Source organism: Sphingomonas citricola, from assembly GCF_019429535.1.
Taxonomy (GTDB): domain Bacteria; phylum Pseudomonadota; class Alphaproteobacteria; order Sphingomonadales; family Sphingomonadaceae; genus Sphingomonas; species Sphingomonas citricola.
In genome coordinates this window covers 419,861-442,665 of record NZ_JAHXZM010000003.1, presented here as the reverse complement: position 1 = coordinate 442,665, position 22,805 = coordinate 419,861, and the positions used below count along the sequence as shown (strand labels likewise).

24 protein-coding genes are annotated in these 22,805 nt (G+C 67.5%); 13 read left to right on the top strand and 11 right to left on the bottom strand.

What is annotated here, in order from left to right:
* Window positions 1-44: 44 nt before the first annotated feature.
* The 5 genes from fabD (at window position 45) to mltG (ending at window position 4,510) form a co-directional block, all read left to right on the top strand.
* Window positions 45-1,004: an ACP S-malonyltransferase gene (gene fabD, locus KZ810_RS09810; RefSeq protein ID WP_219768894.1), complete on the top strand. Its 960-nt coding sequence runs from the start codon at window positions 45-47 to the stop codon at window positions 1,002-1,004.
* A 12-nt stretch (window positions 1,005-1,016) separates the two neighbouring features.
* Window positions 1,017-1,757 (top strand): 3-oxoacyl-[acyl-carrier-protein] reductase, encoded by a 741-nt coding sequence (gene fabG, locus KZ810_RS09805; protein ID WP_219768893.1) that lies wholly within the window; start codon window positions 1,017-1,019, stop codon window positions 1,755-1,757.
* Window positions 1,758-1,885: 128 nt separating this feature from the next.
* Complete coding sequence (locus KZ810_RS09800) at window positions 1,886-2,122, top strand: acyl carrier protein (RefSeq protein ID WP_017979028.1); 237 nt, start codon at window positions 1,886-1,888, stop codon at window positions 2,120-2,122.
* Window positions 2,123-2,268: 146 nt separating this feature from the next.
* Window positions 2,269-3,528, top strand: a complete 1,260-nt coding sequence (fabF, locus tag KZ810_RS09795; RefSeq protein ID WP_219768892.1) for a beta-ketoacyl-ACP synthase II — start codon at window positions 2,269-2,271, stop codon at window positions 3,526-3,528.
* Between the two features lie 13 nt (window positions 3,529-3,541).
* A complete protein-coding gene (gene mltG, locus KZ810_RS09790) occupies window positions 3,542-4,510 on the top strand; it encodes an endolytic transglycosylase MltG (protein ID WP_219768891.1) in 969 nt (322 codons plus the stop codon).
* A 10-nt stretch (window positions 4,511-4,520) separates the two neighbouring features.
* Here mltG and KZ810_RS09785 read toward each other — a convergent pair whose 3' ends face one another.
* The 9 genes from KZ810_RS09785 to KZ810_RS09745 form a co-directional block, all read right to left on the bottom strand.
* Window positions 4,521-5,129, bottom strand: a complete 609-nt coding sequence (locus tag KZ810_RS09785; RefSeq protein ID WP_219768890.1) for a class I SAM-dependent DNA methyltransferase — start codon at window positions 5,127-5,129, stop codon at window positions 4,521-4,523.
* A gap of 100 nt (window positions 5,130-5,229) precedes the next feature.
* Window positions 5,230-5,832 carry a bifunctional 4-hydroxy-2-oxoglutarate aldolase/2-dehydro-3-deoxy-phosphogluconate aldolase gene (eda, locus tag KZ810_RS09780; RefSeq protein WP_219768889.1) on the bottom strand — a complete coding sequence of 201 codons (603 nt, stop codon included), beginning with the start codon at window positions 5,830-5,832 and terminating at the stop codon, window positions 5,230-5,232.
* Complete coding sequence (gene glk, locus KZ810_RS09775) at window positions 5,829-6,797, bottom strand: glucokinase (protein WP_219768888.1); 969 nt, start codon at window positions 6,795-6,797, stop codon at window positions 5,829-5,831. The genes eda and glk overlap by 4 nt, the downstream gene beginning before the upstream one ends.
* Complete coding sequence (edd, locus tag KZ810_RS09770) at window positions 6,794-8,620, bottom strand: phosphogluconate dehydratase (protein WP_219768887.1); 1,827 nt, start codon at window positions 8,618-8,620, stop codon at window positions 6,794-6,796. The genes glk and edd overlap by 4 nt, the downstream gene beginning before the upstream one ends.
* 82 nt (window positions 8,621-8,702) lie before the next feature.
* Complete coding sequence (gene pgl / locus KZ810_RS09765; RefSeq protein WP_219768886.1) at window positions 8,703-9,410, bottom strand: 6-phosphogluconolactonase; 708 nt, start codon at window positions 9,408-9,410, stop codon at window positions 8,703-8,705.
* Window positions 9,411-9,451: 41 nt separating this feature from the next.
* Window positions 9,452-10,915 (bottom strand): glucose-6-phosphate dehydrogenase, encoded by a 1,464-nt coding sequence (zwf, locus tag KZ810_RS09760; RefSeq protein WP_219768885.1) that lies wholly within the window; start codon window positions 10,913-10,915, stop codon window positions 9,452-9,454.
* Between the two features lie 72 nt (window positions 10,916-10,987).
* A complete protein-coding gene (gene argC, locus KZ810_RS09755; RefSeq protein WP_219768884.1) occupies window positions 10,988-11,917 on the bottom strand; it encodes an N-acetyl-gamma-glutamyl-phosphate reductase in 930 nt (309 codons plus the stop codon).
* Window positions 11,914-12,168 carry an SH3 domain-containing protein gene (locus KZ810_RS09750; RefSeq protein WP_219768883.1) on the bottom strand — a complete coding sequence of 85 codons (255 nt, stop codon included), beginning with the start codon at window positions 12,166-12,168 and terminating at the stop codon, window positions 11,914-11,916. Before KZ810_RS09750 ends, argC begins: the two co-directional genes overlap by 4 nt.
* A gap of 130 nt (window positions 12,169-12,298) precedes the next feature.
* Window positions 12,299-12,628, bottom strand: a complete 330-nt coding sequence (locus tag KZ810_RS09745) for a MarR family transcriptional regulator (RefSeq protein ID WP_219768882.1) — start codon at window positions 12,626-12,628, stop codon at window positions 12,299-12,301.
* Window positions 12,629-12,884: 256 nt separating this feature from the next.
* On the opposite strand from KZ810_RS09745, the gene secG reads away from it, so the two are divergent.
* From secG to KZ810_RS09730, 3 genes are all read left to right on the top strand, one after another.
* The gene (gene secG / locus KZ810_RS09740; protein WP_219768881.1) at window positions 12,885-13,262 is read left to right on the top strand and encodes a preprotein translocase subunit SecG; all 378 of its coding nucleotides are present in this window, start codon (window positions 12,885-12,887) and stop codon (window positions 13,260-13,262) included.
* Between the two features lie 129 nt (window positions 13,263-13,391).
* Window positions 13,392-15,026: a CTP synthase gene (pyrG, locus tag KZ810_RS09735; RefSeq protein WP_219768880.1), complete on the top strand. Its 1,635-nt coding sequence runs from the start codon at window positions 13,392-13,394 to the stop codon at window positions 15,024-15,026.
* Between the two features lie 133 nt (window positions 15,027-15,159).
* Window positions 15,160-15,375: a hypothetical protein gene (locus KZ810_RS09730; RefSeq protein WP_093002297.1), complete on the top strand. Its 216-nt coding sequence runs from the start codon at window positions 15,160-15,162 to the stop codon at window positions 15,373-15,375.
* Window positions 15,376-15,471: 96 nt separating this feature from the next.
* Here the strand turns inward: KZ810_RS09730 and KZ810_RS09725 are convergent, their stop codons facing one another.
* Window positions 15,472-15,942 carry an Hsp20 family protein gene (locus tag KZ810_RS09725; protein WP_219768879.1) on the bottom strand — a complete coding sequence of 157 codons (471 nt, stop codon included), beginning with the start codon at window positions 15,940-15,942 and terminating at the stop codon, window positions 15,472-15,474.
* Between the two features lie 205 nt (window positions 15,943-16,147).
* On the opposite strand from KZ810_RS09725, the gene KZ810_RS09720 reads away from it, so the two are divergent.
* The 5 genes from KZ810_RS09720 to KZ810_RS09700 all read left to right on the top strand — a co-directional run bounded on the left by KZ810_RS09720 (window position 16,148) and on the right by KZ810_RS09700 (window position 22,147).
* A complete protein-coding gene (locus KZ810_RS09720; RefSeq protein WP_219768878.1) occupies window positions 16,148-18,646 on the top strand; it encodes a TonB-dependent receptor in 2,499 nt (832 codons plus the stop codon).
* A gap of 406 nt (window positions 18,647-19,052) precedes the next feature.
* Window positions 19,053-20,303 (top strand): lipoprotein-releasing ABC transporter permease subunit, encoded by a 1,251-nt coding sequence (locus tag KZ810_RS09715; RefSeq protein WP_219768877.1) that lies wholly within the window; start codon window positions 19,053-19,055, stop codon window positions 20,301-20,303.
* Window positions 20,296-21,069, top strand: a complete 774-nt coding sequence (locus KZ810_RS09710) for an ABC transporter ATP-binding protein (RefSeq protein WP_258044686.1) — start codon at window positions 20,296-20,298, stop codon at window positions 21,067-21,069. The genes KZ810_RS09715 and KZ810_RS09710 overlap by 8 nt, the downstream gene beginning before the upstream one ends.
* Window positions 21,066-21,656, top strand: coding sequence for a GNAT family N-acetyltransferase (locus KZ810_RS09705; RefSeq protein WP_219768876.1), 591 nt, complete (start codon window positions 21,066-21,068; stop codon window positions 21,654-21,656). The genes KZ810_RS09710 and KZ810_RS09705 overlap by 4 nt, the downstream gene beginning before the upstream one ends.
* A complete protein-coding gene (locus KZ810_RS09700; protein ID WP_219768875.1) occupies window positions 21,653-22,147 on the top strand; it encodes a glutathione peroxidase in 495 nt (164 codons plus the stop codon). Before KZ810_RS09705 ends, KZ810_RS09700 begins: the two co-directional genes overlap by 4 nt.
* Window positions 22,148-22,151: 4 nt before the next feature.
* On the opposite strand, the gene KZ810_RS09695 is transcribed toward KZ810_RS09700, so the two are convergent.
* A complete protein-coding gene (locus KZ810_RS09695) occupies window positions 22,152-22,727 on the bottom strand; it encodes an HdeD family acid-resistance protein (RefSeq protein WP_219768874.1) in 576 nt (191 codons plus the stop codon).
* Window positions 22,728-22,805: the final 78 nt, after the last annotated feature.

Below are 22,805 nucleotides of genomic sequence, written 5' to 3'. Positions count from 1 at the left end.
GCCCCCGCGCCTAGCAGCGCAGCCCTTCACGCATGGAGAGGGCGATGCGCGCATTCATTTTCCCCGGACAGGGCAGCCAGGCAGTCGGGATGGGCAAGCCACTCGCCGATGCGTCGCCGACCGCGCGCGCGGTGTTCGAGGAGGTCGATGACGCGCTCGGCCAGCATTTGAGCCGCGTGATGTGGGAAGGCCCCGCCGACGACCTCACGCTGACCGAGAATGCGCAGCCCGCGATCATGGCGAACGCGATCGCGACGTTGCGGGTGCTGCAACACGAAGGCGGCGTGCGTCTGGCCGAGAAGGCCGATTACGTCGCGGGCCATTCGCTCGGCGAATATAGCGCGCTGTGTGCGGCCGAGGCGTTCGACCTCGCGACGACCGCGCGGCTGCTCAAGTTGCGCGGGCGCGCGATGCAGGCGGCGGTGCCGGTCGGCGAGGGCGCGATGGCGGCGCTGCTCGGCGCCGATGTCGAGAAGGCGAGCGTGATCGCGGGCGCGGCGGTCGATTCGATCCTCGCCGAGGGCGGCGCGGAACTGGTCTGCACCGTCGCCAACGACAATGATCCCAGCCAGGTCGTGATCTCCGGCCACCGTGCCGCGGTCGAGCGCGCGGTCGCGCTGGCGAAGGAGATGGGGGCGAAGCGCGCGGTGCTGCTCCCTGTGTCCGCGCCATTCCACTGCGCGCTGATGGCGGACGCGGCGACCGCGATGGAGGCAGCACTCGCCGAGGCCGACCTTCGCGCGCCGCTCGTCCCGGTGTTCGCCAACGTCGATGCCGCCGCGGTCGCCGATCCGGGCGCGATCCGGCGCTTGCTCGTCGAGCAGGTGACGGGGCGCGTGCGTTGGCGCGAATCGGTGCTCGCGATGGCCGAGGCCGGGGTGACCGAATTCGTCGAGTTCGGCGGCAAGGTGCTGGGGCCGATGGTCAAGCGGATCGTCCCCGACGCGACCGTCACCAGCGTGGTGACGATGGACGACGTCGAAGCGGTGTTGAAGAACCTTTAAAGGAGAGCCGGAATGTTCGATCTGTCAGGCATGACCGCGCTGGTGACCGGCGCATCGGGTGGCATCGGTTCGGCGATCGCGCGCGGGCTCGCGGCGCAGGGCGCGCGGCTGGCGGTGTCGGGTTCCAACCTCGACAAGCTGGAGGCGTTTCGCGCGACGCTGGAGGGCGATCACGTCGCGGTGCCCGCGAACCTGTCGGACGCCACCTCGGTCGATGGGCTGGTGCCCGCCGCGGTGCAGGCGCTGGGCGGGCGGCTCGACATCCTCGTCAACAATGCGGGCGTCACGCGCGACAACCTCGCGATGCGGATGAAGGACGAGGAATGGGACTCGGTGATCCGCGTCAACCTCGAGGCCGCGTTCCGGCTGATCCGTGCGGCCGCCAAGCCGATGATGAAGCAACGTTTCGGCCGCATCGTCTCGATCACCTCGGTCGTCGGGCAGACGGGCAATCCCGGACAGGCCAATTACGCCGCATCGAAGGCGGGGCTGGTCGGCATGTCGAAGGCGCTGGCGCAGGAGCTCGCCAGCCGCAACATCACGGTCAATTGCGTCGCGCCCGGCTTCATCCGCTCGGCGATGACCGACGTGCTGCCCGAGGCGCAGAAGAGCGCGCTCGTCGGCCGCATCCCCAACGGCGATCTCGGCACCGGGGAAGACATTGCCGCGGCGGTCGTCTATCTAACATCGAAGGAGGCGGGCTACGTCACCGGCCAGACGCTGCACGTCAACGGCGGCATGGCGATGGTGTGATCCGCCGGGGCGAGCGGATGCGGCGGTGCGGGGCGGAAGCCCGGTGAACGTCGCACTTGTCACGAAACGCTCCCCGTTCTACCTGCGTTCAGGAAGTTACTGACCCCCCAAGAAGAAGAGGGATTACCATGAGCGAGACTGCCGACCGCGTGAAGAAGATCGTCGTCGAGCACCTCGGCGTCGAAGCCGACAAGGTGACCGAGGATGCCAGCTTCATCGACGATCTGGGCGCGGACAGCCTCGATATCGTCGAGCTGGTGATGGCGTTCGAGGAAGAGTTCGGGGTCGAGATCCCCGACGACGCCGCCGAGAAGATCACGACCGTCAAGGACGCGATCACCTATATCGACGAACACAAGGCCTAAGGGTTCGGGGAACTTATCCGCTGACCCCGGAGAGCCGGGATTTGAGCGGCTCCCCATCCTCGGCTAGAGGGCGGGGAGCCGTTTCGGTTTGAGAAGACACCCGCGCGCACGATGCGCCGCGCGCCAGGGGTGAAGAAGGAATGCCTATGCGTCGCGTCGTCGTCACCGGTCTCGGCCTCGTCACCCCGCTCGGTGCGGACGTGGAAACGGCATGGGCCAATCTCATCGCCGGCAAGTCGGGGGCGGGGCCGATCACGCGCTTCGACGCGTCGAACCAGAAGTGCCGCATCGCGTGCGAAGTGAAGCCCGCGGGGCACGAATTCGGCTTCGATCCCAACAAGCGCGTCGACCACAAGGTCCAGCGCCAGGTCGACCCCTTCATCGTCTACGGCATCGATGCGGCGTGCCAGGCGCTCGAAGACGCCGGGCTGACCGAGATGAGCGAGGCCGAGCGTTACCGCGCCGGCGCGTCGATCGGCGCCGGGATCGGTGGCCTGCCGGGGATCGAGAGCGAGTCGATCGTGCTGCATGAAAAGGGGCCGAGCCGCGTCTCGCCGCATTTCGTCCATGGGCGACTGATCAACCTCATCACCGGACAGGTGACGATCAAATACGGGCTGATGGGCCCGAACCACGCGGTCGTCACCGCCTGCTCGACCGGCGCGCACTCGATCGGCGACGCGGCGCGGATGATCGCGATGGACGACGCCGACGTGATGCTCGCAGGCGGAGCCGAGGGTGCGATCTGCCCGCTCGGCATCGCCGGGTTCGCGCAGGCGCGCGCGCTGTCGACCGCGTTCAACGACCAGCCCGAGAAGGCGAGCCGCCCGTACGACAAGGACCGCGACGGGTTCGTGATGGGCGAGGGCGCGGGCGTCGTCGTGCTGGAAGAGTACGAGCGCGCGAAGGCCCGCGGCGCGAAAATCTACGCCGAGGTGATCGGCTACGGCCTGTCGGGTGACGCCTATCACGTCACCGCGCCGCACCCCGAAGGGTCGGGCGCGTACCGCTCGATGGAGATGGCGCTGCGCAAGTCGGGCTTGGCGCTCGAGGACATCGATTACATCAACGCGCACGGCACCTCGACTCCGCTCGGCGACGAGCTGGAGCTGGGCGCCGTCCGGCGGTTGTTCGGCGACGCGATCGGCGGATTGTCGATGAGCTCGACCAAGTCGGCGATTGGCCACCTGCTGGGCGGCGCGGGTGCGGTGGAGAGCATCTTCTGCATCCTCGCGATGCGCGACCAGATCGTGCCGCCGACGCTCAACCTCGACAATCCCAGCGACAGCTGCGCGGGCGTCGACCTCGTGCCGCACACCGCGAAGAAGCGGCAGGTGCGCGCGGTGCTCAACAATTCGTTTGGGTTCGGCGGCACCAACGCCAGCCTGGTGATGAAGCCGGTCTGAGGTAACGCCGACGATGCGCCGTCCCGGTTGTCTGGCGCTGATCGCCGGTCTCGTCCTGATCGTCGCGGCGGCGTGGGTGCTGCTCGGCTGGTCGGGCAGCGGGCCCGCGCGCAAGCCATTGACCGTCGAGATCGCGCAAGGCGCGAGCCTCGCCGGCGCCGCGGATCGACTGGAGCAGGCGGGCGCGATCCGTTCCGCCGCGCGCTTCCGCTTGCGCGCGCGCCTGTTCGGCGGGTCGGGTTCGATCAAGGCGGGTGAGTTCGCGATCCCCGCGGGCGCGAGCGAATCGGATATCCTGTCGATTCTCCAGGGCGGCAAGGCGGTCCAGCGCCTCGTCGTCATCCCCGAAGGGCTCCCATCGGTGATGGTGCGCGACAAATTGATGGCGGCCGATGCGCTGACCGGCACTGTCGCCGTACCCGCCGAGGGGTCGGTACTTCCCGACGGTTACTCGTTCGAGCGCGACGAGGCACGCACCGCCGTTCTCGCGCGGATGCAGGCGGCGATGAAGCGCTACGTCGCGCGAGCCTGGGCAAAACGCCGCCCGACCACGGTCGCGAAGACGCCGCAGCAGGCGGTGATCCTCGCCTCGGTCGTCGAGAAGGAGACGGGCAAGCCGTCGGAGCGGCGGATGGTCGCGGCGGTCTATTCCAACCGGCTGCGCCTCGGCATGCCGCTTCAGGCCGATCCGACCGTCATCTATCCGATTACCAAGGGACGCCCGCTCGGCCGGCGTATCCGCGTGTCGGAACTGCGCGCGAAGAACGGCTACAACACCTATGCATCGCCGGGGCTGCCGGTCGGGCCGATCGCCAACCCGGGGCGACTGTCGATCGACGCGGTGCTCGACCCCGCGGAAACCAAGGCGCTGTATTTCGTCGCGGACGGCACCGGTGGGCACGTTTTCGCCAACACGCTGGCAGAACACAACGCCAACGTGAAGAAATGGTACGCGATCCGCCACGCGCGCGGGGAGATGTAGCCAGTTGCGCTCAGCGTTTGCGCGCCAGCCAGACTGTTCGGTTGCCGCATGACGGGTCAGCCGAAACATGCGCGACTAGCTCGAAGTTTGCGGCGTCTAGTAGCGTGCGGTACTCGTTGGCAGACAGGCTGCCGTGGTACAATGGCGTGCCTTCCAGCTCGCCGATCGCCTCACCTTCCTCATCGCCGCTGGTGAACATCAGTGGTGCGCCCGATTCGGCATGGGCGCTGAAGCGCGCGAACATCCGGCGCTGATCGATCGGTGACAGATGAAACAAGCTGTCCCACGCGAGCAGACCGTCGAACCTCCGTGACAGATCGAGCGCGCGCATGTCGGTCTCGTAGATCGGCGTTCCGGGCAGGTTCTGCCGGAACAACGCCGCCATGGCTGGGGTCGCCTCGACCCCGAACAGCGCGAAGCCCCGCCGCAGCAGTTCACGGCCGATCGGGATGCCGGAGCCGCACCCGATATCCAGAATCGATCCGCCGATCGGAATCAAGGAGCAGCATCGCTCCAACCAGCCCCATTCGGCCGTCAGCGATGGCTGGCGAAGCGACGCCCATGCCGCGCCGTGACGCTGATAAACGTCAATGACGGCGGGCACCGCTTCGTCAGTCATGCCTGATTGTTTGCGAAGCGGTGTATTCGTCCCGAAAGCACGGGAGTAGCTAACGCGAGCGAAGGCGCTTCGTGAGGCGTCTGTCGCGGCGCGGGCGGCCTCACCCCCGAAGCGACGCCGCCTTCTTCGCGCGCTCGGTCACCTCGGGCAGCGTGCCTTCGGTAACCCAGCTGCCACCGACGCACAGGACGGGATCGAGCGCGAGCCAGTCGGGGGCATTCTTCGCGCTGATCCCCCCGGTCGGGCAGAACTTGCACTGGTAGAAGGGCGCGGCGAGCGCCTTCAGCGCCTTGACCCCGCCCGAGGTTTCGGCCGGGAAGAACTTGAAGTGGGTGAGGCCGAGGTCGAGCCCGCGCATGATGTCGCCCGCGGTTGCGATGCCGGGCAAATACGGCACCTTGCTGTCGATGATCCGTTCGCTCAAGCGGTGCGACAGGCCAGGCGAGACGATGAATTCCGCGCCCGCGTCGATCGCCTGGTCGAACTGATCGGGCGAGACGACCGTGCCTGCGCCGACGATCGCGCGCGGCACCTGCTTCATCTCGCGGATCGCGTCGAGCGCGGCGGGCGTGCGCAGCGTCACCTCGAGCACGCGCAGGCCGCCCGCGACCAGCGCTTCGGCAAGCGGACGCGCCTGCGCCGCATCGTGGATCACCAGCACCGGGATGACCGGCGCGGTCTGCATGATGTCCTGGATGTTCATGTGTGCTCCTGCGCGAAGGCGGCCGCGGCGCCGAACAGGCCGGGCTGGGGATGGGTGATGAGCTTGACGGGGATCGCGGCCATCATCTGCTGGAACCGCCCCTTGGCGACGAAACGCTGGTCGAAGCCCGAACGAAGCAGCTTGTCCTTGATACGCAGCCCGAGCCCACCCGCGATCACGACGCCCTTCGCACCGTGCGCGAGCGCGAGGTCGCCCGCCACCGCGCCGAGTGCGAGACAGAAACGGTCAAGCGCGGCGAGCGCGAGCGAATCGTCGCCGTCCAGCGCGTCGGTCCAGATCTCCTTGTCGGTCCGCTCGCGGATCGCGCGACCCTCCAGGCTCGCCAGCGTCTCGTAGATCGCGACGATCCCGGGGCCGGCAACGATCCGCTCGGTCGATACGCGCGTGAAGGTACGGCGCAACCGCTTGAGGATCGCGTCCTCGATGGGGTCGAGCGGGGCATAATCCACGTGTCCGCCCTCGGTCGGCAGGACCAGGTATTTGCCGTCGGCCTTGAACACCTGCGCGACGCCCAGACCCGTGCCGGGCCCGCAGACGGTGGTGACACCCTGCGCGGGCAGAAGCGTGTCGGGGCCGCAGAGATGCTCGAAATCTTCGGGCGGCAATTGCGCCACCGCGTGGCCGACCGCGCCGAAATCGTTGATGATCGTCCACATATCCGCGCCCAGCCGTTCGGGGATCAGCGACGGGCGGATCACCCACGGATTGTTGGTCAGGCGGATGACGTCGCCGGTAATCGGCGAGGCGACCGAGATCGCGGCGGCGTTGGGCACCGGGCGGCCGAGGCCAGCGGCGAACGCCTGCCACGCAGTCTGGAGGCTGGCGAAATCGGCGGTCTTGAGCGTGACGGGCTGGCCGAGGGCGAGGACCTGACCCCCTTCGACCTCGGCGATCGCGAAGCGCGCGTGGGTGCCACCGATGTCGACTGCGACGACCTCGCTCACAGCATTGCTCCCGCCAGCATCGCACTCGCTCCCTTTTCCGCCTCGTCCGCCTGCCCGCGGAACATCCCGAACAATTCGCGCCCCATGCCCGACGGTGCGGGCGGCGGCGTCGGCCGCTCGCGCGCCGCCAGCGTCGTCGCCTCGACCAGCACGTCGAGCGTGCCCGACACCGCGTCGACGCGCACCACGTCGCCGTCGCGGATCAGGCCGATCGCGCCGCCGACACCCTGTGCGTTGGGAAGCGCCTCGGGGCTGACGTGGATCGCGCACGGCACCTTGCCGCTCGCCCCCGACATGCGCCCGTCGGTGACGAGCGCGACCTTGAATCCGCGATTCTGGAGCACGCCGAGCGGCGGGGTGAGCTTGTGGAGTTCGGGCATCCCGTTCGCGCGCGGCCCCTGGAAGCGGACGACGACGACCACGTCGCGGTCGAGCTCGCCCGCCTTGAACGCCTCGATCACGTCGAGCTGATCGTCGAACACGCGTGCTGGCGCCTCGACGATCCAGCGATCGCGCTCGACCGCCGATACTTTGATACAGGCGCGACCGACATTCCCCTGTAGGATGCGCATCCCGCCATCGGGGGAAAAGGGCGCGGAGGCGGGGCGGAGGATCGTGTCGTCACCGCTCGCGCCCGGCGCACGCCAGCCGAGCGCGTCGCCGTCGAGCACGGGCTTCTCTGCGTAGGCCGACAAATCGTCGCCCGCGACCGTCATGATGTCGCGGTGGAGGTGCCCGCTCGATAGCAGCTCGCCGATGACATAGGGCATCCCGCCCGCAGCCTCGAACCCGTTCACGTCGGCGGAGCCATTGGGATAGACGCGCGCGAGCAACGGGACCGCAGCGGAGAGACGATCGAAATCCTCCCAGTCGATCACGATCCCCGCCGCGCGCGCGATCGCGGGGACGTGGAGCAGGTGATTGGTCGACCCGCCGGTTGCGAGCAGGCCGACCGCGGCGTTGACGATCGCTTTCTCGTCCACACACAATCCCAGCGGGCGGTAATCCTCACTCGACGTGCCGATCGCGGCGAGGCGGTGGACCGCGGCGCGGGTCAGCGCCTGGCGCAGCTTGGTACCCGGATTGACGAAGGCGGCGCCGGGCATGTGGAGGCCCATCACCTCCATCATCATCTGGTTGGTGTTGGCGGTGCCGTAAAAGGTGCAGGTCCCCTGGCTGTGATACGCGCCGATCTCCGCCTCGAGCAGTTCCTCGCGCCCCGCCTCGCCGACCGCGAAGCGTTCGCGCACCGCGGCCTTTTCCTTGTTGGGCAGGCCCGAGGGCATCGGACCGCCGGGCACCATCACCATCGGCAGATGCCCGAAGCGCAGCGCCCCCATCAGCAGCCCCGGCACGATCTTGTCGCAAATGCCGAGCAGCGCCGCGCCCTCGAACGTGCCGTGTGACAGCGCGATCGCGGTCGACAGCGCGATCGTGTCGCGGCTGAACAGCGACAGCTCCATGCCGGGATACCCCTGCGTCACGCCGTCGCACATCGCGGGCACGCCGCCCGCGACCTGCGCCGTCGCACCGACCTCGCGCGCCCAGACCTTCATCTGCTCAGGGTAGCGGTAATAGACCGCGTGCGCGGACAGCATGTCGTTGTACGAGGTGACGATGCCAATGTTCATCGCGGTCCCGCCGCGCATCGCCGCCCGATCCTCGGGCGTCCCGGCATAGGCATGGGCGAGGTTCGCGCAGCCGAGCCGCGGGCGACCGATCCACGTCTCGCGCTCGCGCTCGATCAAATCGAGGTAGGCGCGGCGGGTGTCACGCGAGCGCGCGACGATACGGTCGGTGACGGCCTGTACGGCGGGGTTCATCGTTGCAGTTTTCCGTTCGCCCTGAGCTGATCGAAGCGTGCTTCTAGTGGCTCAGGGCGACAGGGCAATCTACTACGTGGTGTTAGGGTGCCCAGTGGATATCGACCGGCAGCTCGACGTCGGCGAGGACGCGGCCGATCGGGTAGGGCGAGCCCGCGCCCTCGCTGATCGCATCCTCGATCACCTTGCGCTTCGCGTCGCCCGTCACCGCGATTAGTAGCGCGCGCGCGGTGATGATGCCCGCGCGGCTCAGCGTCACGCGCGCGACGGGCGCCTCGGGCGGCAGGGGATCGGGCATGACGCCCAGCGCGCGGCGCTCGCGCGGACCGTTCAGTGCCTCGTCGAAATCGGGGCCGGGGAAGATCGACGCGGTGTGCCCGTCGCCGCCGACGCCGAGCACGCACAGATCGAGCGGCCAGTGCAGGTCCTGCATCAGCGCGTCGGCCGAACGCCCCGCCGCCTTGTAGTCGTCGGTCGCCTTCGGCACGACCGGGATCACGCGCGCGCCCTTCGGGATGAACGTCTTGCCGAGCGCGGTGACGTTCGACAGCGGGTCGCCCAGCGGCACGATCCGCTCATCGCTCGGGATGATCGTCACGCGCTTCCAGTCGAGCTTCGCCTTGGCGAGCTTCTCGTACGCGGGCAGCGGGGTCTTGCCGCCCGCGAGCGCGATGACCGCCGAGCCGCGCGCGTCGATCGCGCTCTCGATCACGAACTGAATGTCGCCCGCGACCGCGTCGGCCAGTTCGGCCGCGTCGTCATATTCCCACCATTCGATCTCGGTCGTCATACACTCTCACTCACATGAATTGGGGCAGGGCGCAGGCGCGCTCAATCGTCCTGCCAGGTCACGCCGTCGCGCTCGGTCAGCGCGATCGCCGCCGAGGGTCCCCAGGTGCCCGCGGGATAATGTTTCGGCTTGGTGCCGTTCGCGGCCCAGCCGGCGCGGATCGCATCGGTCCACATCCACTGCGCCTCGACCTCGTCGCGGCGCACGAACAGCGTCTGGTCGCCCTCGATCAGGTCGAGCAGCAGCCGTTCGTAGGCGATACGGCGGCGCGTGCCCGCGAACTCGGCGTCGAGACTGAGCTTCAACGGCACCTCGCGCAGGCGCACGCCGTCGCGGTCGAGACCCGGCTCCTTCGCCATCACCAGCAGCTCGATATATTCCTCGGGCTGGAGGCGGATGACGAGCGTGTTGGGCTGGAGCAACCCGCCGCGGCCCGAGAACATCGAGTGCGGCACGGGCTTGAACTGGATCGCGATCTCGCTGCGGCGCTTCGCCATCCGCTTGCCGGTGCGCAGGTAGAAGGGCACGCCCTGCCAGCGCCAATTGTCGATGTGCGCCTTGACCGCGACGAACGTCTCGACGTCCGAATCGTAGCCGAGTTCGGCGTCGTAGCCCTTGACGACCTTGCTGCTGACCGCGCCTTCCTCATACTGGCCAGTGACGGTGTTCTGCGGCACCTCGGCCGGCGTCATCACGCGCAGCGAGCGGAACACCTTGGCCTTCTCGTCGCGGATGTCGTCCTTGCTGTAGCGCGCGGGCGGCTCCATCGCGACGAGCGCGAGTAACTGCAGGATGTGATTGGTGATCATGTCGCGCAGCGCGCCCGCACCTTCGTAATAACCGGCGCGATCCTCGAGCCCGACCGTCTCGGCGATCGTGATCTGGACGTTGTCGATCCCTTGCGCGTTCCACACCGGCTCGAAGAAGCTGTTGCCGAAGCGGAGCGCGAGGATGTTCTGCACCGTCTCCTTGCCGAGATAGTGGTCGATGCGGAAAATCCGGTCCTCGGGAAAGACCGCGGCGACGGTGTCGTTGATCTCGCGGCTCGAGGCGAGGTCGTAGCCGAGCGGCTTCTCCAGCCCGATCCGCACTGTGTCACCCGCGAGCCCGACCTTTTCCAACCCCTTCACCGCCGGCTCGAACAGCGACGGCGCGGTCGACAGGAAGATCGCGAGCCCGCCCGACACGTCGCCCACCTTGTCGGCGAGCGCCTGAAAGGTCGATTCGTCCGACAGGTCGGCGGGCTGGAAGGCGAGCCGCTGGAGGAAGGAGGCGATCTTCTCCGCATCCTTGCGGTCGTCGCTCAACTGCGCGTCGAGCGCGGCGCGCGCGATCTCGCGGAAGCTGTCATCATCTTCGTCGCCGCGCGCCGATCCGGTGATCGTCAGCCCCTCGGGCAGCAGCCCGTCGGCGTGTAGCCCGTAGAGCGAGGGAAGCAGCATCCGCTTCGACAGATCGCCCGTCGCCCCGAACAGGAGGAGCTTGCCGACTGGATTGCGCTGCATGTTGGCTCCGAGACTTGGGCCCCGGCGGTACCTGTCGGCACGCGGGGGCGAGTTGACCGATGTTTGCCCGCGTTAGCGCGCGAGACCTGCCAGCGGGTGCAGACCCGCCATCAAATTGAGGTTCTGCACCGCCGCGCCGGCTGCACCCTTGCCGAGATTGTCGAGCGTCGCGACCAGGCGGAGCTGGCGCAGATCGGCGTTCCCGAAGACGTGAAGCGTCATCCGGTCGGTGCCCGCATCGTCCTCGATCGCGATCGTCGCGGGCGCGTCAGTCGACACGCGGACGAGATCGCACGCCGCATAGGCATCGCGCAGCGCCTGCTCGACCCCGTGCTGGTCCGCCCCCGGCGAAAGCTGCGCGAGGTGAAGCGGTACCTCGACCACCATACCGCGATAGGTGTTGGCGACCGCGGGCTGGAACACCGGGCCGTGCGACAGGCCCGAATGGCGCGTCATCTCGGGCACGTGCTTGTGACCGAGCGCGAGCGCGTAGGGGCGAAAGGCGGTGGTCGCCGCGCCGCCCTCGAACTCGGCGATCATCGACTTGCCCCCACCCGAATAGCCCGACGTCGCGTTGACGGTGACGAGCGCGTCGGCGGGCAGGAGCCCGGCGCGGACCAGCGGGCGGACGAGCGCGAGAAAGCCCGTCGGATAACAGCCCGGATTGGCGACGAAGCGCGCCTGCGCGATCCGCGCCGCCTGGTCGGGTTCGAGCTCGGCAAAACCGTAGGTCCAGCCGTCCGCGACGCGATGCGCGGTCGAAGCGTCGATCACGCGGGTCGTTGCATTGTCGATCATCGCCACCGCGTCGCGCGCGGCATCGTCGGGCAGGCAGAGGATGACGATGTCGGCATCGTTCAGCGCTGCACGGCGCGCCGACGCATCCTTGCGGCGCGCGTCGTCGAGGACCAGCAGCGACACATCGTCGCGGCCCGACAGCCGCTCTCGGATTTCCAACCCGGTGGTGCCGACCGCGCCGTCGATGAAGACCGAGGTGCTCACGCAGGCATCACGACGTCGGCGTCGACGTAGCCGACCAGATCGGCGTCGACCACGATCCCCCAGGCGACACCGCCGGTCAGGTCGAGCAGGTCGAATGGCTGACCCGCGGCAAGCGGAGCGAGCGCCGCCGCATCTTGGCCGCGCCCCGCGCGCAGTTCGGCTGCACGCGTCACGACCCGGCGGAGCGGGGCGGCATAATGCGGCGCGAACACACGATCGGCGAGGCGAACATCGGCGATGTCGGCCCGCACGGCGTTGGTGCGTGGATCGAGTGGCCGTGACGGACCGTCGAGCGCGAAGGTGCGGCGGGCGACGCGCTGGCGGTCGAGGGGCGTGTCCCCGCTCGCGACCGTGCCGGCCGCGTGCGCCTGTGCCGGCTCGTCAGGCGTTGACTGCGGCCCTGACGGGTGCGGTATGGCCGTCGCCGTCGCCGATGAACTGCCCGAACTCCTCAAGAAAATCTGCCCCTTCGGATGTGCGTGCGACGAAGATGTTGCGCTTGTCGCTGTCGTCGCGTTGGCGGCGCAGATAGCCGAGCGTCCCCAGCCTGTTCAAGGCGCGAGTGACGACCGGTTTCGATACGTTAAGCGCGCGCGCCAATCCCCGCACGGTATGCGGCCCGGGCCGCAGATACACCACCAGCAACAACGCCATCTGTCGATTGGTGAGATCGGGCTCCCCCGACCGTACATAATCGACCAGCGCGTTCATCCACTGGCTGAGTTCGGGCTGAATAAGACTTGCCACTTCCTCGTCCCGATCATTCGCGCCCCCGGAAAGGCTCCGGGTCTGTTGCGATGCTTAACGTCCTGTCAGCGCACTGGTTTCAGCATCGTCATGAAATTGGCGCACCCCCGTCGCCGATCGTGAACGGGTCGCCGCGGTTGATTGCGCGGGCGCTCTGGCTTATGTCGCCGCGCGTCGCGCCGCGATGGCGCCCCCGTCCAGAAAAGTGCTCGTCCGCTCCATGTTCACGTTCTTGCTCGTCATCCACGCGGTTGTCGCCGCCGCGCTCGTCACGGTTATCCTGATGCAGCGCTCGGAAGGCGGCGGCTTGACGTCGAGCGGCAGCCCCTCGGGTCTGATGTCGGCGCGCGGCGCGGCGGATTTCCTGACACGTGCCACCTCGGTGCTGGCGGGCGCGTTCATCCTGCTGTCGATCCTGCTCGCGTTCCTGGCGGCGAACCGCAACGCGACCTCGGTCGACACCTCGCTCCAGCGGCGCGCCCCGGCCGCCGCCGCGGCGCCGGCACCGGCGGGCCAGGACGCGCTGTCGGACGCGGCGCGTAACGCCGCCGCCGCGGCGCCCGCGCCCGCCGACAACGGCGTTCCGCTCGCCCGCTGATCAGCCTTCGGATTGTCTAGGTGTCGACGTCGCCTAGGGCGTCGGCATTCGGTTCATCGTGATTTTCGCCGCGCGTGGGTGACCGCGCGCTTGTGGTCGTTCGTATTTCAGGGTTAGGCGTTTATCCCCATGGCGCGGTTTATCTTCATCACCGGCGGCGTGGTTTCCTCGCTCGGCAAGGGTCTCATGGCGGCGAGCCTCGCTGCCCTCCTCCAGACGCGCGGCTACCGGGTTCGCATCCGCAAGTTCGATCCGTATCTGAACGTCGATCCGGGCACGATGAGCCCGTATCAGCACGGCGAGGTCTACGTAACGGACGACGGTGCTGAGACCGACCTCGATCTCGGCCACTACGAACGCTTCACCGGCGTGTCGTCGCGCCAGTCGGACAACGTCACCTCGGGCCGCATCTACAAGACGATCATCGAACGCGAACGTCGCGGCGATTACTTGGGCGCGACGGTGCAGGTGATCCCGCACGTCACCGACGCGATCAAGGCGTTCGCGCTCGCGGAAACTGACGACGTCGATTTCGTGCTGTGCGAGATCGGCGGCACCGTCGGCGACATCGAGTCGCTGCCGTTCATCGAGGCGATCCGCCAGCTCAAGAACGAGCTCGGTCGCGGCAACGCGATCTCGATCCACGTGACGCTGGTGCCGTACATCGCCGCGGCGGGCGAGCTGAAGACCAAGCCGACGCAGCATTCGGTGCGCGAGATCGCGGCGCTCGGCGTCCAGCCCGACGTAATCGTCTGCCGCTGCGAACAGCCGCTGCCGATGACCGAGCGTGCGAAGATCGCTCTGTTCTGCAACGTCCCCGAGAGCGCGGTCATCCCCGCGCTCGACGCGAAGAGCATCTACGCGGTGCCGCTGCAATATCACGGCGAGGGGCTCGATTCGGAGGTCCTGCGCGCATTCGGGATAACGCCGTCCTCGGCGCCCGATCTTTCCCGCTGGGAACAGATCGTCGAGCGGCTGGAGCATCCCGAAGGCGAAGTGACGATCGGCGTCGTTGGCAAGTACGTCGGGCTGCAGGACGCGTACAAGTCGCTGAACGAGGCGCTCGTCCACGGTGGCATCGCCAACCGCGTCAAGGTCAACATCCGCTGGATCGACGCCGAATTGTTCGAGGGCGACGAGGCGGAGATCGCCGCGCATCTCGAGCCGTGCCACGCGATCCTCGTCCCCGGCGCCTTCGGGTCGCGCGGCGCGGAAGGGAAGATCGAGTCGGTGCGTTTCGCGCGCGAACGACGCGTGCCCTATTTCGGCATCTGCTTCGGCATGCAAATGGCGTGCGTCGAGGGTGCGCGCGATCTCGCCGGCATCGCCGATGCGTCGTCGACCGAATTTGGACCGACGCCCGAGCCCGTCGTCGGGCTGATCACCGAATGGATGGGCGAGCGCGGGCTGGAGAAGCGCGCGGCGGACGGCGACATGGGCGGCACGATGCGGCTGGGCGCCTATCCCGCGAAGCTCGACGGCAACAGCGTCGTCGCCTCCGTCTACGGCGGGCAGGAGATCGAGGAGCGTCACCGCCACCGCTACGAGGTCAACACCGCCTATCGCGAGCGTCTGGAGGCGGGCGGGCTCGTCTTCTCGGGCATGTCGCCCGACGGCATGCTGCCCGAAATCGTCGAGCGGCCCGATCATCCCTGGTTCGTCGGGGTGCAATTCCATCCCGAATTGAAGTCCAAGCCCTTCGATCCGCATCCTTTGTTCGCCAGCTTCATCGCCGCGGCGGTGAAGCAGAGCCGCCTCGTCTGAGGGGCGGCGCAGAGGACCGTTCAACCCATCCCGGTCAAGCTGTCGTTCATCGCTTTGCGGTATGCGACGGCTTGATCGAGGCGCAGTGACCATGCTGTAGCCCGGTCCATAGGGATCGGTGGGGATCGTATCCATGTCATTCGCAGCAACGGCGGCCGCTGGCCTGCCGCAGCCGGCACGTTCCGCAATCTGCTCGGCACGACAGGCCGGGCCGAGGCATTTCCTGCCGCCCGATACCGATCGATCGATCCTGTCGTTGTTGTTCGATCTTGGCCTGACGCGTCATTTCATGGGTCACGTCGTGCTGACCGCCGCCGGTCTGGCGGTACTCCGCGTCATCACCGGCTAAGCTACCGGCAAACAAAAGGCGCCCGGGCGAATGCCCGGACGCCTCCACGAGGCCTCGAAAGGGAGCAAAGAGGCGCCGAACCGATCGGCCCGTCCGTCAGGCGGCCTGCGCCTCGTCCGTGGCCGGCTTGTTCTCGACTGCGGCAAGCGGCGCGCCGGTGCGAACTGCGATCTTCTTCGGCTTCATCGCCTCGGGCACTTCGCGCACCAGATCGATCACCAGCAGACCGTCGTTCAGCCGCGCGTCCTCGACGAACACGAAATCGGCGAGCTCAAAACGACGCTCGAAACTGCGGTTGGCGATGCCGACGTGAAGGAAGCTCGGGCCCTCGGCCTTGTCATCCTTCTTACCGGCAACCAGCAGCAGGTTCTGCTGCGCGGTGATCTCGATCTCGTCGCGGCTGAACCCGGCGATCGCCAGCGTGATGCGATAACGGTCGTCCGCGATCCGCTCGAGGTTGAACGGGGGATAATTCTCGGATGCGCCGCGCGCATTGGCCTCGATCATGTCGAACAGACGATCGAACCCGATGGTCGAGCGGCGATAGGGGGTAAGGTCGAAGCGCATCTCAAATCCTCTTAGAATGAGCGAGTTGAAAAGCGGCGTCCGGGTGTCCGCGACGCCGGCATCGTACGGCCCGACTGCGCGGCACCGCACGGTATTTCAGATGGTGGCGCGGCGAAGCGTTTCAAGCCTTCGCTAAACATCTACTTGATTGATCGGCTTTCCGATCCCCCGTTACGCTGCGCAGCGATAAAAGGGGATCACCGCCATGTCCGTCACGCTCGCGTTGCTCGCGCAAGTCGCCGCCCAGGTACCGGCCGATCCGTCAACCACGCCGGCACCGTCGAGCGCGGCGCAGGAAGGCGCCGACGAGGCAGGCCGCCTCGGCACCGCACAGCAGGGCGGCGGCGACATCGTCGTGACCGCCCGGCGTCGCGCCGAGACGGTGCAGCAGGTGCCGATTGCGATCTCGGTCATCGGCGGGCAGGCACTCGCCGACACGGGCGCGTACAACGTCAACCGGTTGACGCAATTGCAGCCGTCGTTGCAATTCTATTCTACCAACCCGCGCAATTCGGCCGCGAACATCCGCGGATTGGGCGCGCCGTTCGGCCTCACCAACGACGGGATCGAGCAGGGCGTCGGGATCTACGTCGACCAGGTCTATTACAGCCGCATCGCCTCCGCGACGTTCGACTTCACCGATACCGAGCGGATCGAGATCCTGCGCGGGCCGCAGGGGACGCTGTACGGCAAGAACACGACCGCGGGCGCGATCAACATCACGACGCGCAAGCCGAGCTTCACGCCCGAAGCGCGGGTCGAGCTGACCGCGGGCAATTACGCCTTCGTCCAGGCAAAGGCGTCGGCGTCGGGGCCGCTCGTCGACGACAAGCTCGCGGTGCGGCTGTCGGCGTCGGTGACGCGCCGCGACGGCACGGTGAACAACGTCCGGACCGGCGTGCGCGTCAACGCGCAGGACAATCAGAGCCTGCGCGGACAGCTCTACTGGCACGCGACCGACACGCTCGACCTGACCTTGTCGGGCGATTACAATCACCAGAACCCCGATTGCTGCGCGCAATATTACGTTCGCACCGGCGCGACGCAGCGGCCGGTCGCGCGGCAATATGCAGCGCTCGCCGCCGCATTCGGGTATCGACCGCCGTCGCTCAACCCGTTCGACCGCGTAACCGATCTCGACACCCCCTTGCGCGCGCGGCAGGAATTGGGCGGCATGTCGCTGGTCGGCGAACTCGATCTCGGCAGCGCGTCGCTCACCTCGGTCAGCGCGTGGCGCAAATGGGACTGGAAACCGTCGAACGACCGCGACTTCATCGGGCTGCCGATCACCACCGTGTCGGCCAACCCGTCGCAGCAGGAGCAGGTCAGCCAGGAACTGCGCATCGCCTCGAACGGTCGCCGCACGATCGATTACGTCGCGGGACTGTTCTACTTCCACCAGACGATCGATACGCAGGGGCTGCAGGTGCAGGGATCGGCGGCGAGCCGCTGGCTGCTCAACCCGCCGGCGGGCGGATGCACCGCGACCAGCACCGCCAACGCGTGCAATCCCGCGGTGCTGAACGGCCTGACCTCGCGCAACACGATAGGGTTCAGCAACACCAGCGCGGCCGCGTTCGGCAAATTAACGTGGCACATCGCCGACCGGCTATCGATCGCGCCCGGCCTGCGCGTCAATTACGACCGGAAGAGCGGCGACTACGTCTCGGCTGTGACGACGGGCACCGGCGCGACGCTCGATTGCTCGGTCGCTGCGCAGGCGGCGAGCGGCATGACGCGCGACCGCTGCGGCGTCCTCGCGCCGCAGAGCTACCAGCCCAAATTCGACGACTGGAACGTGTCGGGCGACGTCACGCTCGCCTATGATCTGACATCCGACAATCATTTCTACGCGACCTACGCGCGCAGCTACAAATCGGGCGGGATCAACCTGTCGGGCCTGCCGCTCGGCGCCGACAACCTGCCGCTGCTCGCGACCGCGACGGTCAAGCCCGAGACGGTCAATCACTATGAGCTGGGACTGAAGAACCAGTTCTTCGATCGGCGTGCGACCATCAACGTCGCGGCGTTCTGGACCGACATCTTCGACTATCAGGCGACCGTCACCAACAGCCAGTTGAGCGTGCTGCGCGGCTATCTGGCGAATGCCGGGCATGTCCGCACGCGCGGGGTCGAGATCGATTCGGCGTTCCGCCCGACCAGCCGGCTCAACGTCTACGCCAATGCCGCCTATACCGACGCCAGATACGTCCGCTTCATCGACGCACCGTGCCCGCCGGAATTGTCGGGTGGCACCGCGCTGCCGATCGTTAACGGTCAGATCGTCGGCACGCCCGCGGCGGCGGGGACGCCGGGCAACAGCCTGCCGTTCTGCAACGTGTCGGGGCAGCGTATTCCCGGCGTGTCGAAATGGGCCTTCTCCTACGGCGCCGAATACGGCGTGCCGACCAGTTTCGGCGGCAACGAGGGCAACCTCTATCTCGGCTACGACGGCAGCTACCGATCGAACTTCTCTTCCAACTCGTCGGAGTCGATCTACACGCAGGTCGACGGCTATTCGATCTCGAACGTTCGCGTCGGCTATCGCGAGGGGAGCCGGCTCAACGTGTTCGGCTGGGTGCGCAACGTCTTCGACCAGGATTATTTCGAACTGCTCGCGACGCAGTCGGGCAACACCGGCCTCGTCGTCGGACAGCCCGGTGATCCGCGCACTTATGGCGTCACCTTCTCGGCATCGTTCTGATGACCGTCGTCCGGCCCCGGCGGCGCCCGGGGCGGACGGCATCACGCCCGGTCACGCGCACGGCGGGCGGCGTTCAAGTGTTCCAGGGTTGTTACAAAGCAAACGCCCGGGCCGTTTCCGACCCGGGCGCCTGCGTGACGATGAACTCGTCAGCCCCCTAATCCTGCATTCCGCCCGCACGCCTCGTTGTTCACGAAGCGGGGCTGGTCTGCTTTCCCCGAACCACGGCTTCTGCCTGTGTGCCAGTGCGATGATTGCTAGGTGACGCCCGCCGACCTGTCGACTGTTATGAACGGGCGAGAAACCGAATGTGGCGATGCTGTGTCGTATTCGCCACAGCCCGGTTGCGCCGCCGCCGCGCTCCTGCCCGTTGCCAGCGCGCCGCCCGCATCCTAGAGCGACCGCCATGTTGCTGTCGCGCTACGAGAGCATGATCGCGCGCCGGTACCTGCTGCCCGGCCGCGGTGAACGCTTCATTGTCCTGGTCGCCGGGTTCAGCCTGGGCGCGGTGATGCTGGGCGTCGCCGCGCTCGTCATCGTCATGAGCGTGATGAACGGCTTTCGCGCCGAGCTGTTCGACAAGATCGTCGGTCTGAACGGTCACGCGGTAGTGCAGGGGGTGGGCGGGCGCCTGCCCGACTGGCAACAGGTGGTGCGAGAAGCGCGCGCGACGCCGGGTGTGACCGAAGCGACCCCGCTGATCGAGCAGCCGCTGTTCGCCACCTATAACGGCCGCGCCGAATTCATCCTGCTGCGCGGCATGCGGACGCAGGATATTCGCCAGAACGCGACGATCCAGTCGAAGGTGGTGGTCGGCAGCCTGTCGTCTGTGACGCCCGGCAGCAACAACGTCGCGATCGGTGCGCGGCTGGCGGAGGCGCTGGGCGCGACGATCGGGTCGCAGATCACGATCTGGAACCCGCAGGGGCAATCGACCCCGTTCGGCACCGTGCCGCGTCAGGTCAGCTACACCGTCGGCGCGATCTTTGAGGTCGGGATCTACGACTATGACAAGGCGTACGTCATCATGCCGATCCAGGATGCGCAGACGCTGCTGCTGATGGGTGATGCGGTCAGCATGATCGAGCTCGAGACGCAGAATGCCGACCGCGTCGGCGAAATCCTCGCCCCGCTCGCGCCCAAGGTGCAGGGTGACGCGATCATCCGCGACTGGCGCCAGTTGAATGCCGAACTGTTCGACGCGCTGGCGGTCGAGCGGGTCGCGATGTTCGTGGTCCTGTGCATCATCATTCTGGTTGCTGCGTTCAACATCGCCAGCTCGCTGATCATGCTGGTTCGCGCGAAGACGCGCGACATCGCGATCCTGCGGACGATGGGGGCGAGCCGGGGGGCGATGCTGCGCATCTTCATGACGGTCGGCACGACGATCGGCGTGCTCGGCACGATCGCGGGGCTCGTGCTGGGGTCGGTGTTCCTCTTCTACCGCCAGGCGGTGGTCAATTTCGTCCAGTTCGTCACGGGGCAGAATCTGTGGGATCCCTCGATCCGCTATCTGACCGAGCTGCCGTCCAAACCCGATCCGGTGGAGATCGTCGCCATCGTCGTCATCACGCTCGTCATGACCTTCCTCGCAACGATATATCCGGCCTACAAGGCGGCGAGTACCGATCCGGTGCAGGTGTTAAGGTATGAGTGACGTCGCAGAGGGCATCGGCCGGCGCATCGGAGCCGCCCCGGGAGCAATCGGCGCTGGCGGCTTCGCCGTGACCAACGGCGGCGGTGTTGAAGCGAGCGGTCCCGTGCTCGAAACCCGCGGCCTCGCGCGCAGCTTCACCCAGGGCTCGGAGACGATCCACGTGCTGCGCGGCGTGAACCTGTCGATCGCGCCGGGCGAGATCGTCGCGCTGCTTGGCCCCTCCGGTTCTGGCAAGTCGACGATGCTTCAGGCAATCGGGCTATTGGAAGGCGGGTTCGAGGGCTCGATCCGCATCGCGGGCGAGGAGGCGGCGCGGCTCGATGCGAAGGGCCGCACCGCGGTCCGCCGCGACCGGCTCGGCTTCGTGTATCAATTCCACCACCTGCTCGCCGATTTCAACGCGATCGAGAACGTGATCCTGCCGCAGCTCGTCCACGGTGACGATCGCGCCGCCGCGGAAGCGCGCGCGACCAATCTCCTGACGGTTCTCGGGCTCGGCCATCGCCTGACGCATCGCCCGTCGCAGCTCTCGGGCGGCGAACAGCAGCGCGTCGCGGTCGCGCGCGCGCTCGCCAATCGCCCCGCGTTGATCCTCGCGGACGAACCGACCGGCAATCTCGACGAACACACCGCCGACGTGGTGCTTGCCGAATTCCTGCGGCTGGTGCGCGAGGAAGGCTCGGCCGCGCTTGTCGCGACGCACAACGAGCGGCTGGCGGCGCGGATGGACCGGGTGGTGCGGCTGCACGAGGGTCAGTTGCAGTGAGCGCGTGGCGCGAGGCGGTGACGCTCTCGGGCCGACACGTCACGCTCCGCCCGCTTTCGCGCCGTGACCGCGACGCCATCGTCACCGCGCTCGCCGACGTGGGCCCAAGCTTCGCGACGATCGTCCCTGACGCGACCACCATCGATCGTTGGTACGACGCGATCGAAGAACAGGTCGCGGCGGGGCGCGCGCTGCCCTTCGCCGTCCTCGACGCGAATGGCGCGGTCGCGGGCGTCACGCGCTTCCTGCGGATGAACGAGGCGCATCGCCGCGTCGAGATCGGCGGCACCGTCTACGCCCCGCGCGTCCAGCGGACCGGCGTCAACACCGAGGCGAAGCGGATGCTGCTCACCCACGCCTTCGACATTCTCGGCTGCCAGTGCGTGCAGCTACGCACCAACGTGCTCAACCGCGCTTCACGCACCGCGATCGAGCGGCTCGGCGCGCGGCTCGACGGAACCTTGCGCGGACACATGGTCACGCCCGAGGGCGAGGTGCGCGACAGCGCGGTCTATTCGATCATGGCGCACGAGTGGCCGCAGGTGCGGCGCAATCTCGACCAGCTGATGCGAGGGGAAGCACGATGACCGCGATCACCGACATGCCCATTATCGACCTGACCGTCACCGCCGCCGACGGATCGCCGACCGGGCTCGACCAATGGCGCGGCAAGGTGCTGCTGATCGTCAACACCGCGTCCAAATGCGGCTTCACCCCGCAATATGAGGGGTTGGAGGCGCTCCACCGTGACCTCTCGCCACGCGGGTTCGAGGTGCTGGCGTTCCCGTGCAACCAGTTCGGCGCACAGGAGCCCGGCGACGCGGACGAGATCGCGAACTTCTGCTCGCTGACTTACGACGTGACCTTTCCGGTTTTCGCCAAGATCGACGTCAACGGCAAGCGCGCCGACCCGCTGTTCGAGCGGTTGAAGGCCGACGCGCCCGGCGTGATGGGGACAAAGGCGATCAAGTGGAACTTCACCAAGTTCCTGATCGACCGTGATGGGCGAACCGTGCGCCGCTACGCGCCCACCACCAAGCCCGAGGACATCCGCCGCGATATCGAGGCGCTGCTCTGATCGCCTAGCCCGGCACCGCGAACGCGCTCGCGCCCTTGCGGTGGTCGGCCGCGGCGGTGATCGAGGTCACGCCGCCGAACACGAAACTTATGCCCAGGATATAGCCAGGCAGCGTCAGCGCGGAGAACGGCACCGTCGCCAGGATGAACAGCGCGAGCAAGATGTTGATGATGCCCAGCGCGATCAACATGCCGCGCCCGCGTGTCAGCCGGAAACCGTACACCAGCTCGAGCACCCCGCGTACGCCCAGCCAGACCGCCACCATCAGCGTCAACGACAAGGCACCCGTCGCGGGCTCGAGCAGCATGATCAGCCCAACAATCACCGACAGCGCGCCGAACACGATCGTGTAGCCGCGATGCGCAGAGCCCCGCCCGAAGATCGACGCCGCGATCGCGAACCCGCCCGCGACGAAGAAGAACGCGCCGATCACGACGGTCGCCGCGTAGGTCGCCGCGAACGGCGCGGCGAACGCCGCCACCCCCAGCAGGACCGACACGATGCCGTAGGCCATGATCCAGCCCCAGCCCGCACCGGTTTCTCCATCGGTCACTCGTCCGTCGCCGCGCAGATCCGTCATCGCACTATCTCCTGGTTGCGCCGCCGAACGGGCGCCGCGCGCGCCGGTTCCGCAGGGATCATCCGCTTTGACCGGTTC

Bases quoted from the DNA above. Each gene is read 5' to 3' on its own strand.
- KZ810_RS09710 (WP_258044686.1), top strand. From the start codon at position 20,296: ATGAGTGACGTCGCAGAGGGCATCGGCCGGCGCATCGGAGCCGCCCCG.
- eda (WP_219768889.1), bottom strand. From the start codon at position 5,832: ATGAACATCCAGGACATCATGCAGACCGCGCCGGTCATCCCGGTGCTG.
- fabG (WP_219768893.1), top strand. From the start codon at position 1,017: ATGTTCGATCTGTCAGGCATGACCGCGCTGGTGACCGGCGCATCGGGT.
- KZ810_RS09715 (WP_219768877.1), top strand. From the start codon at position 19,053: ATGTTGCTGTCGCGCTACGAGAGCATGATCGCGCGCCGGTACCTGCTG.
- fabD (WP_219768894.1), top strand. From the start codon at position 45: ATGCGCGCATTCATTTTCCCCGGACAGGGCAGCCAGGCAGTCGGGATG.
- fabF (WP_219768892.1), top strand. From the start codon at position 2,269: ATGCGTCGCGTCGTCGTCACCGGTCTCGGCCTCGTCACCCCGCTCGGT.
- KZ810_RS09720 (WP_219768878.1), top strand. From the start codon at position 16,148: ATGTCCGTCACGCTCGCGTTGCTCGCGCAAGTCGCCGCCCAGGTACCG.
- pgl (WP_219768886.1), bottom strand. From the start codon at position 9,410: ATGACGACCGAGATCGAATGGTGGGAATATGACGACGCGGCCGAACTG.
- secG (WP_219768881.1), top strand. From the start codon at position 12,885: ATGTTCACGTTCTTGCTCGTCATCCACGCGGTTGTCGCCGCCGCGCTC.
- KZ810_RS09800 (WP_017979028.1), top strand. From the start codon at position 1,886: ATGAGCGAGACTGCCGACCGCGTGAAGAAGATCGTCGTCGAGCACCTC.
- mltG (WP_219768891.1), top strand. From the start codon at position 3,542: ATGCGCCGTCCCGGTTGTCTGGCGCTGATCGCCGGTCTCGTCCTGATC.
- KZ810_RS09700 (WP_219768875.1), top strand. From the start codon at position 21,653: ATGACCGCGATCACCGACATGCCCATTATCGACCTGACCGTCACCGCC.
- KZ810_RS09745 (WP_219768882.1), bottom strand. From the start codon at position 12,628: ATGAACGCGCTGGTCGATTATGTACGGTCGGGGGAGCCCGATCTCACC.
- KZ810_RS09725 (WP_219768879.1), bottom strand. From the start codon at position 15,942: ATGCGCTTCGACCTTACCCCCTATCGCCGCTCGACCATCGGGTTCGAT.
- KZ810_RS09785 (WP_219768890.1), bottom strand. From the start codon at position 5,129: ATGACTGACGAAGCGGTGCCCGCCGTCATTGACGTTTATCAGCGTCAC.
- edd (WP_219768887.1), bottom strand. From the start codon at position 8,620: ATGAACCCCGCCGTACAGGCCGTCACCGACCGTATCGTCGCGCGCTCG.
- pyrG (WP_219768880.1), top strand. From the start codon at position 13,392: ATGGCGCGGTTTATCTTCATCACCGGCGGCGTGGTTTCCTCGCTCGGC.
- zwf (WP_219768885.1), bottom strand. From the start codon at position 10,915: ATGCAGCGCAATCCAGTCGGCAAGCTCCTCCTGTTCGGGGCGACGGGC.
- KZ810_RS09695 (WP_219768874.1), bottom strand. From the start codon at position 22,727: ATGACGGATCTGCGCGGCGACGGACGAGTGACCGATGGAGAAACCGGT.
- KZ810_RS09730 (WP_093002297.1), top strand. From the start codon at position 15,160: ATGTCATTCGCAGCAACGGCGGCCGCTGGCCTGCCGCAGCCGGCACGT.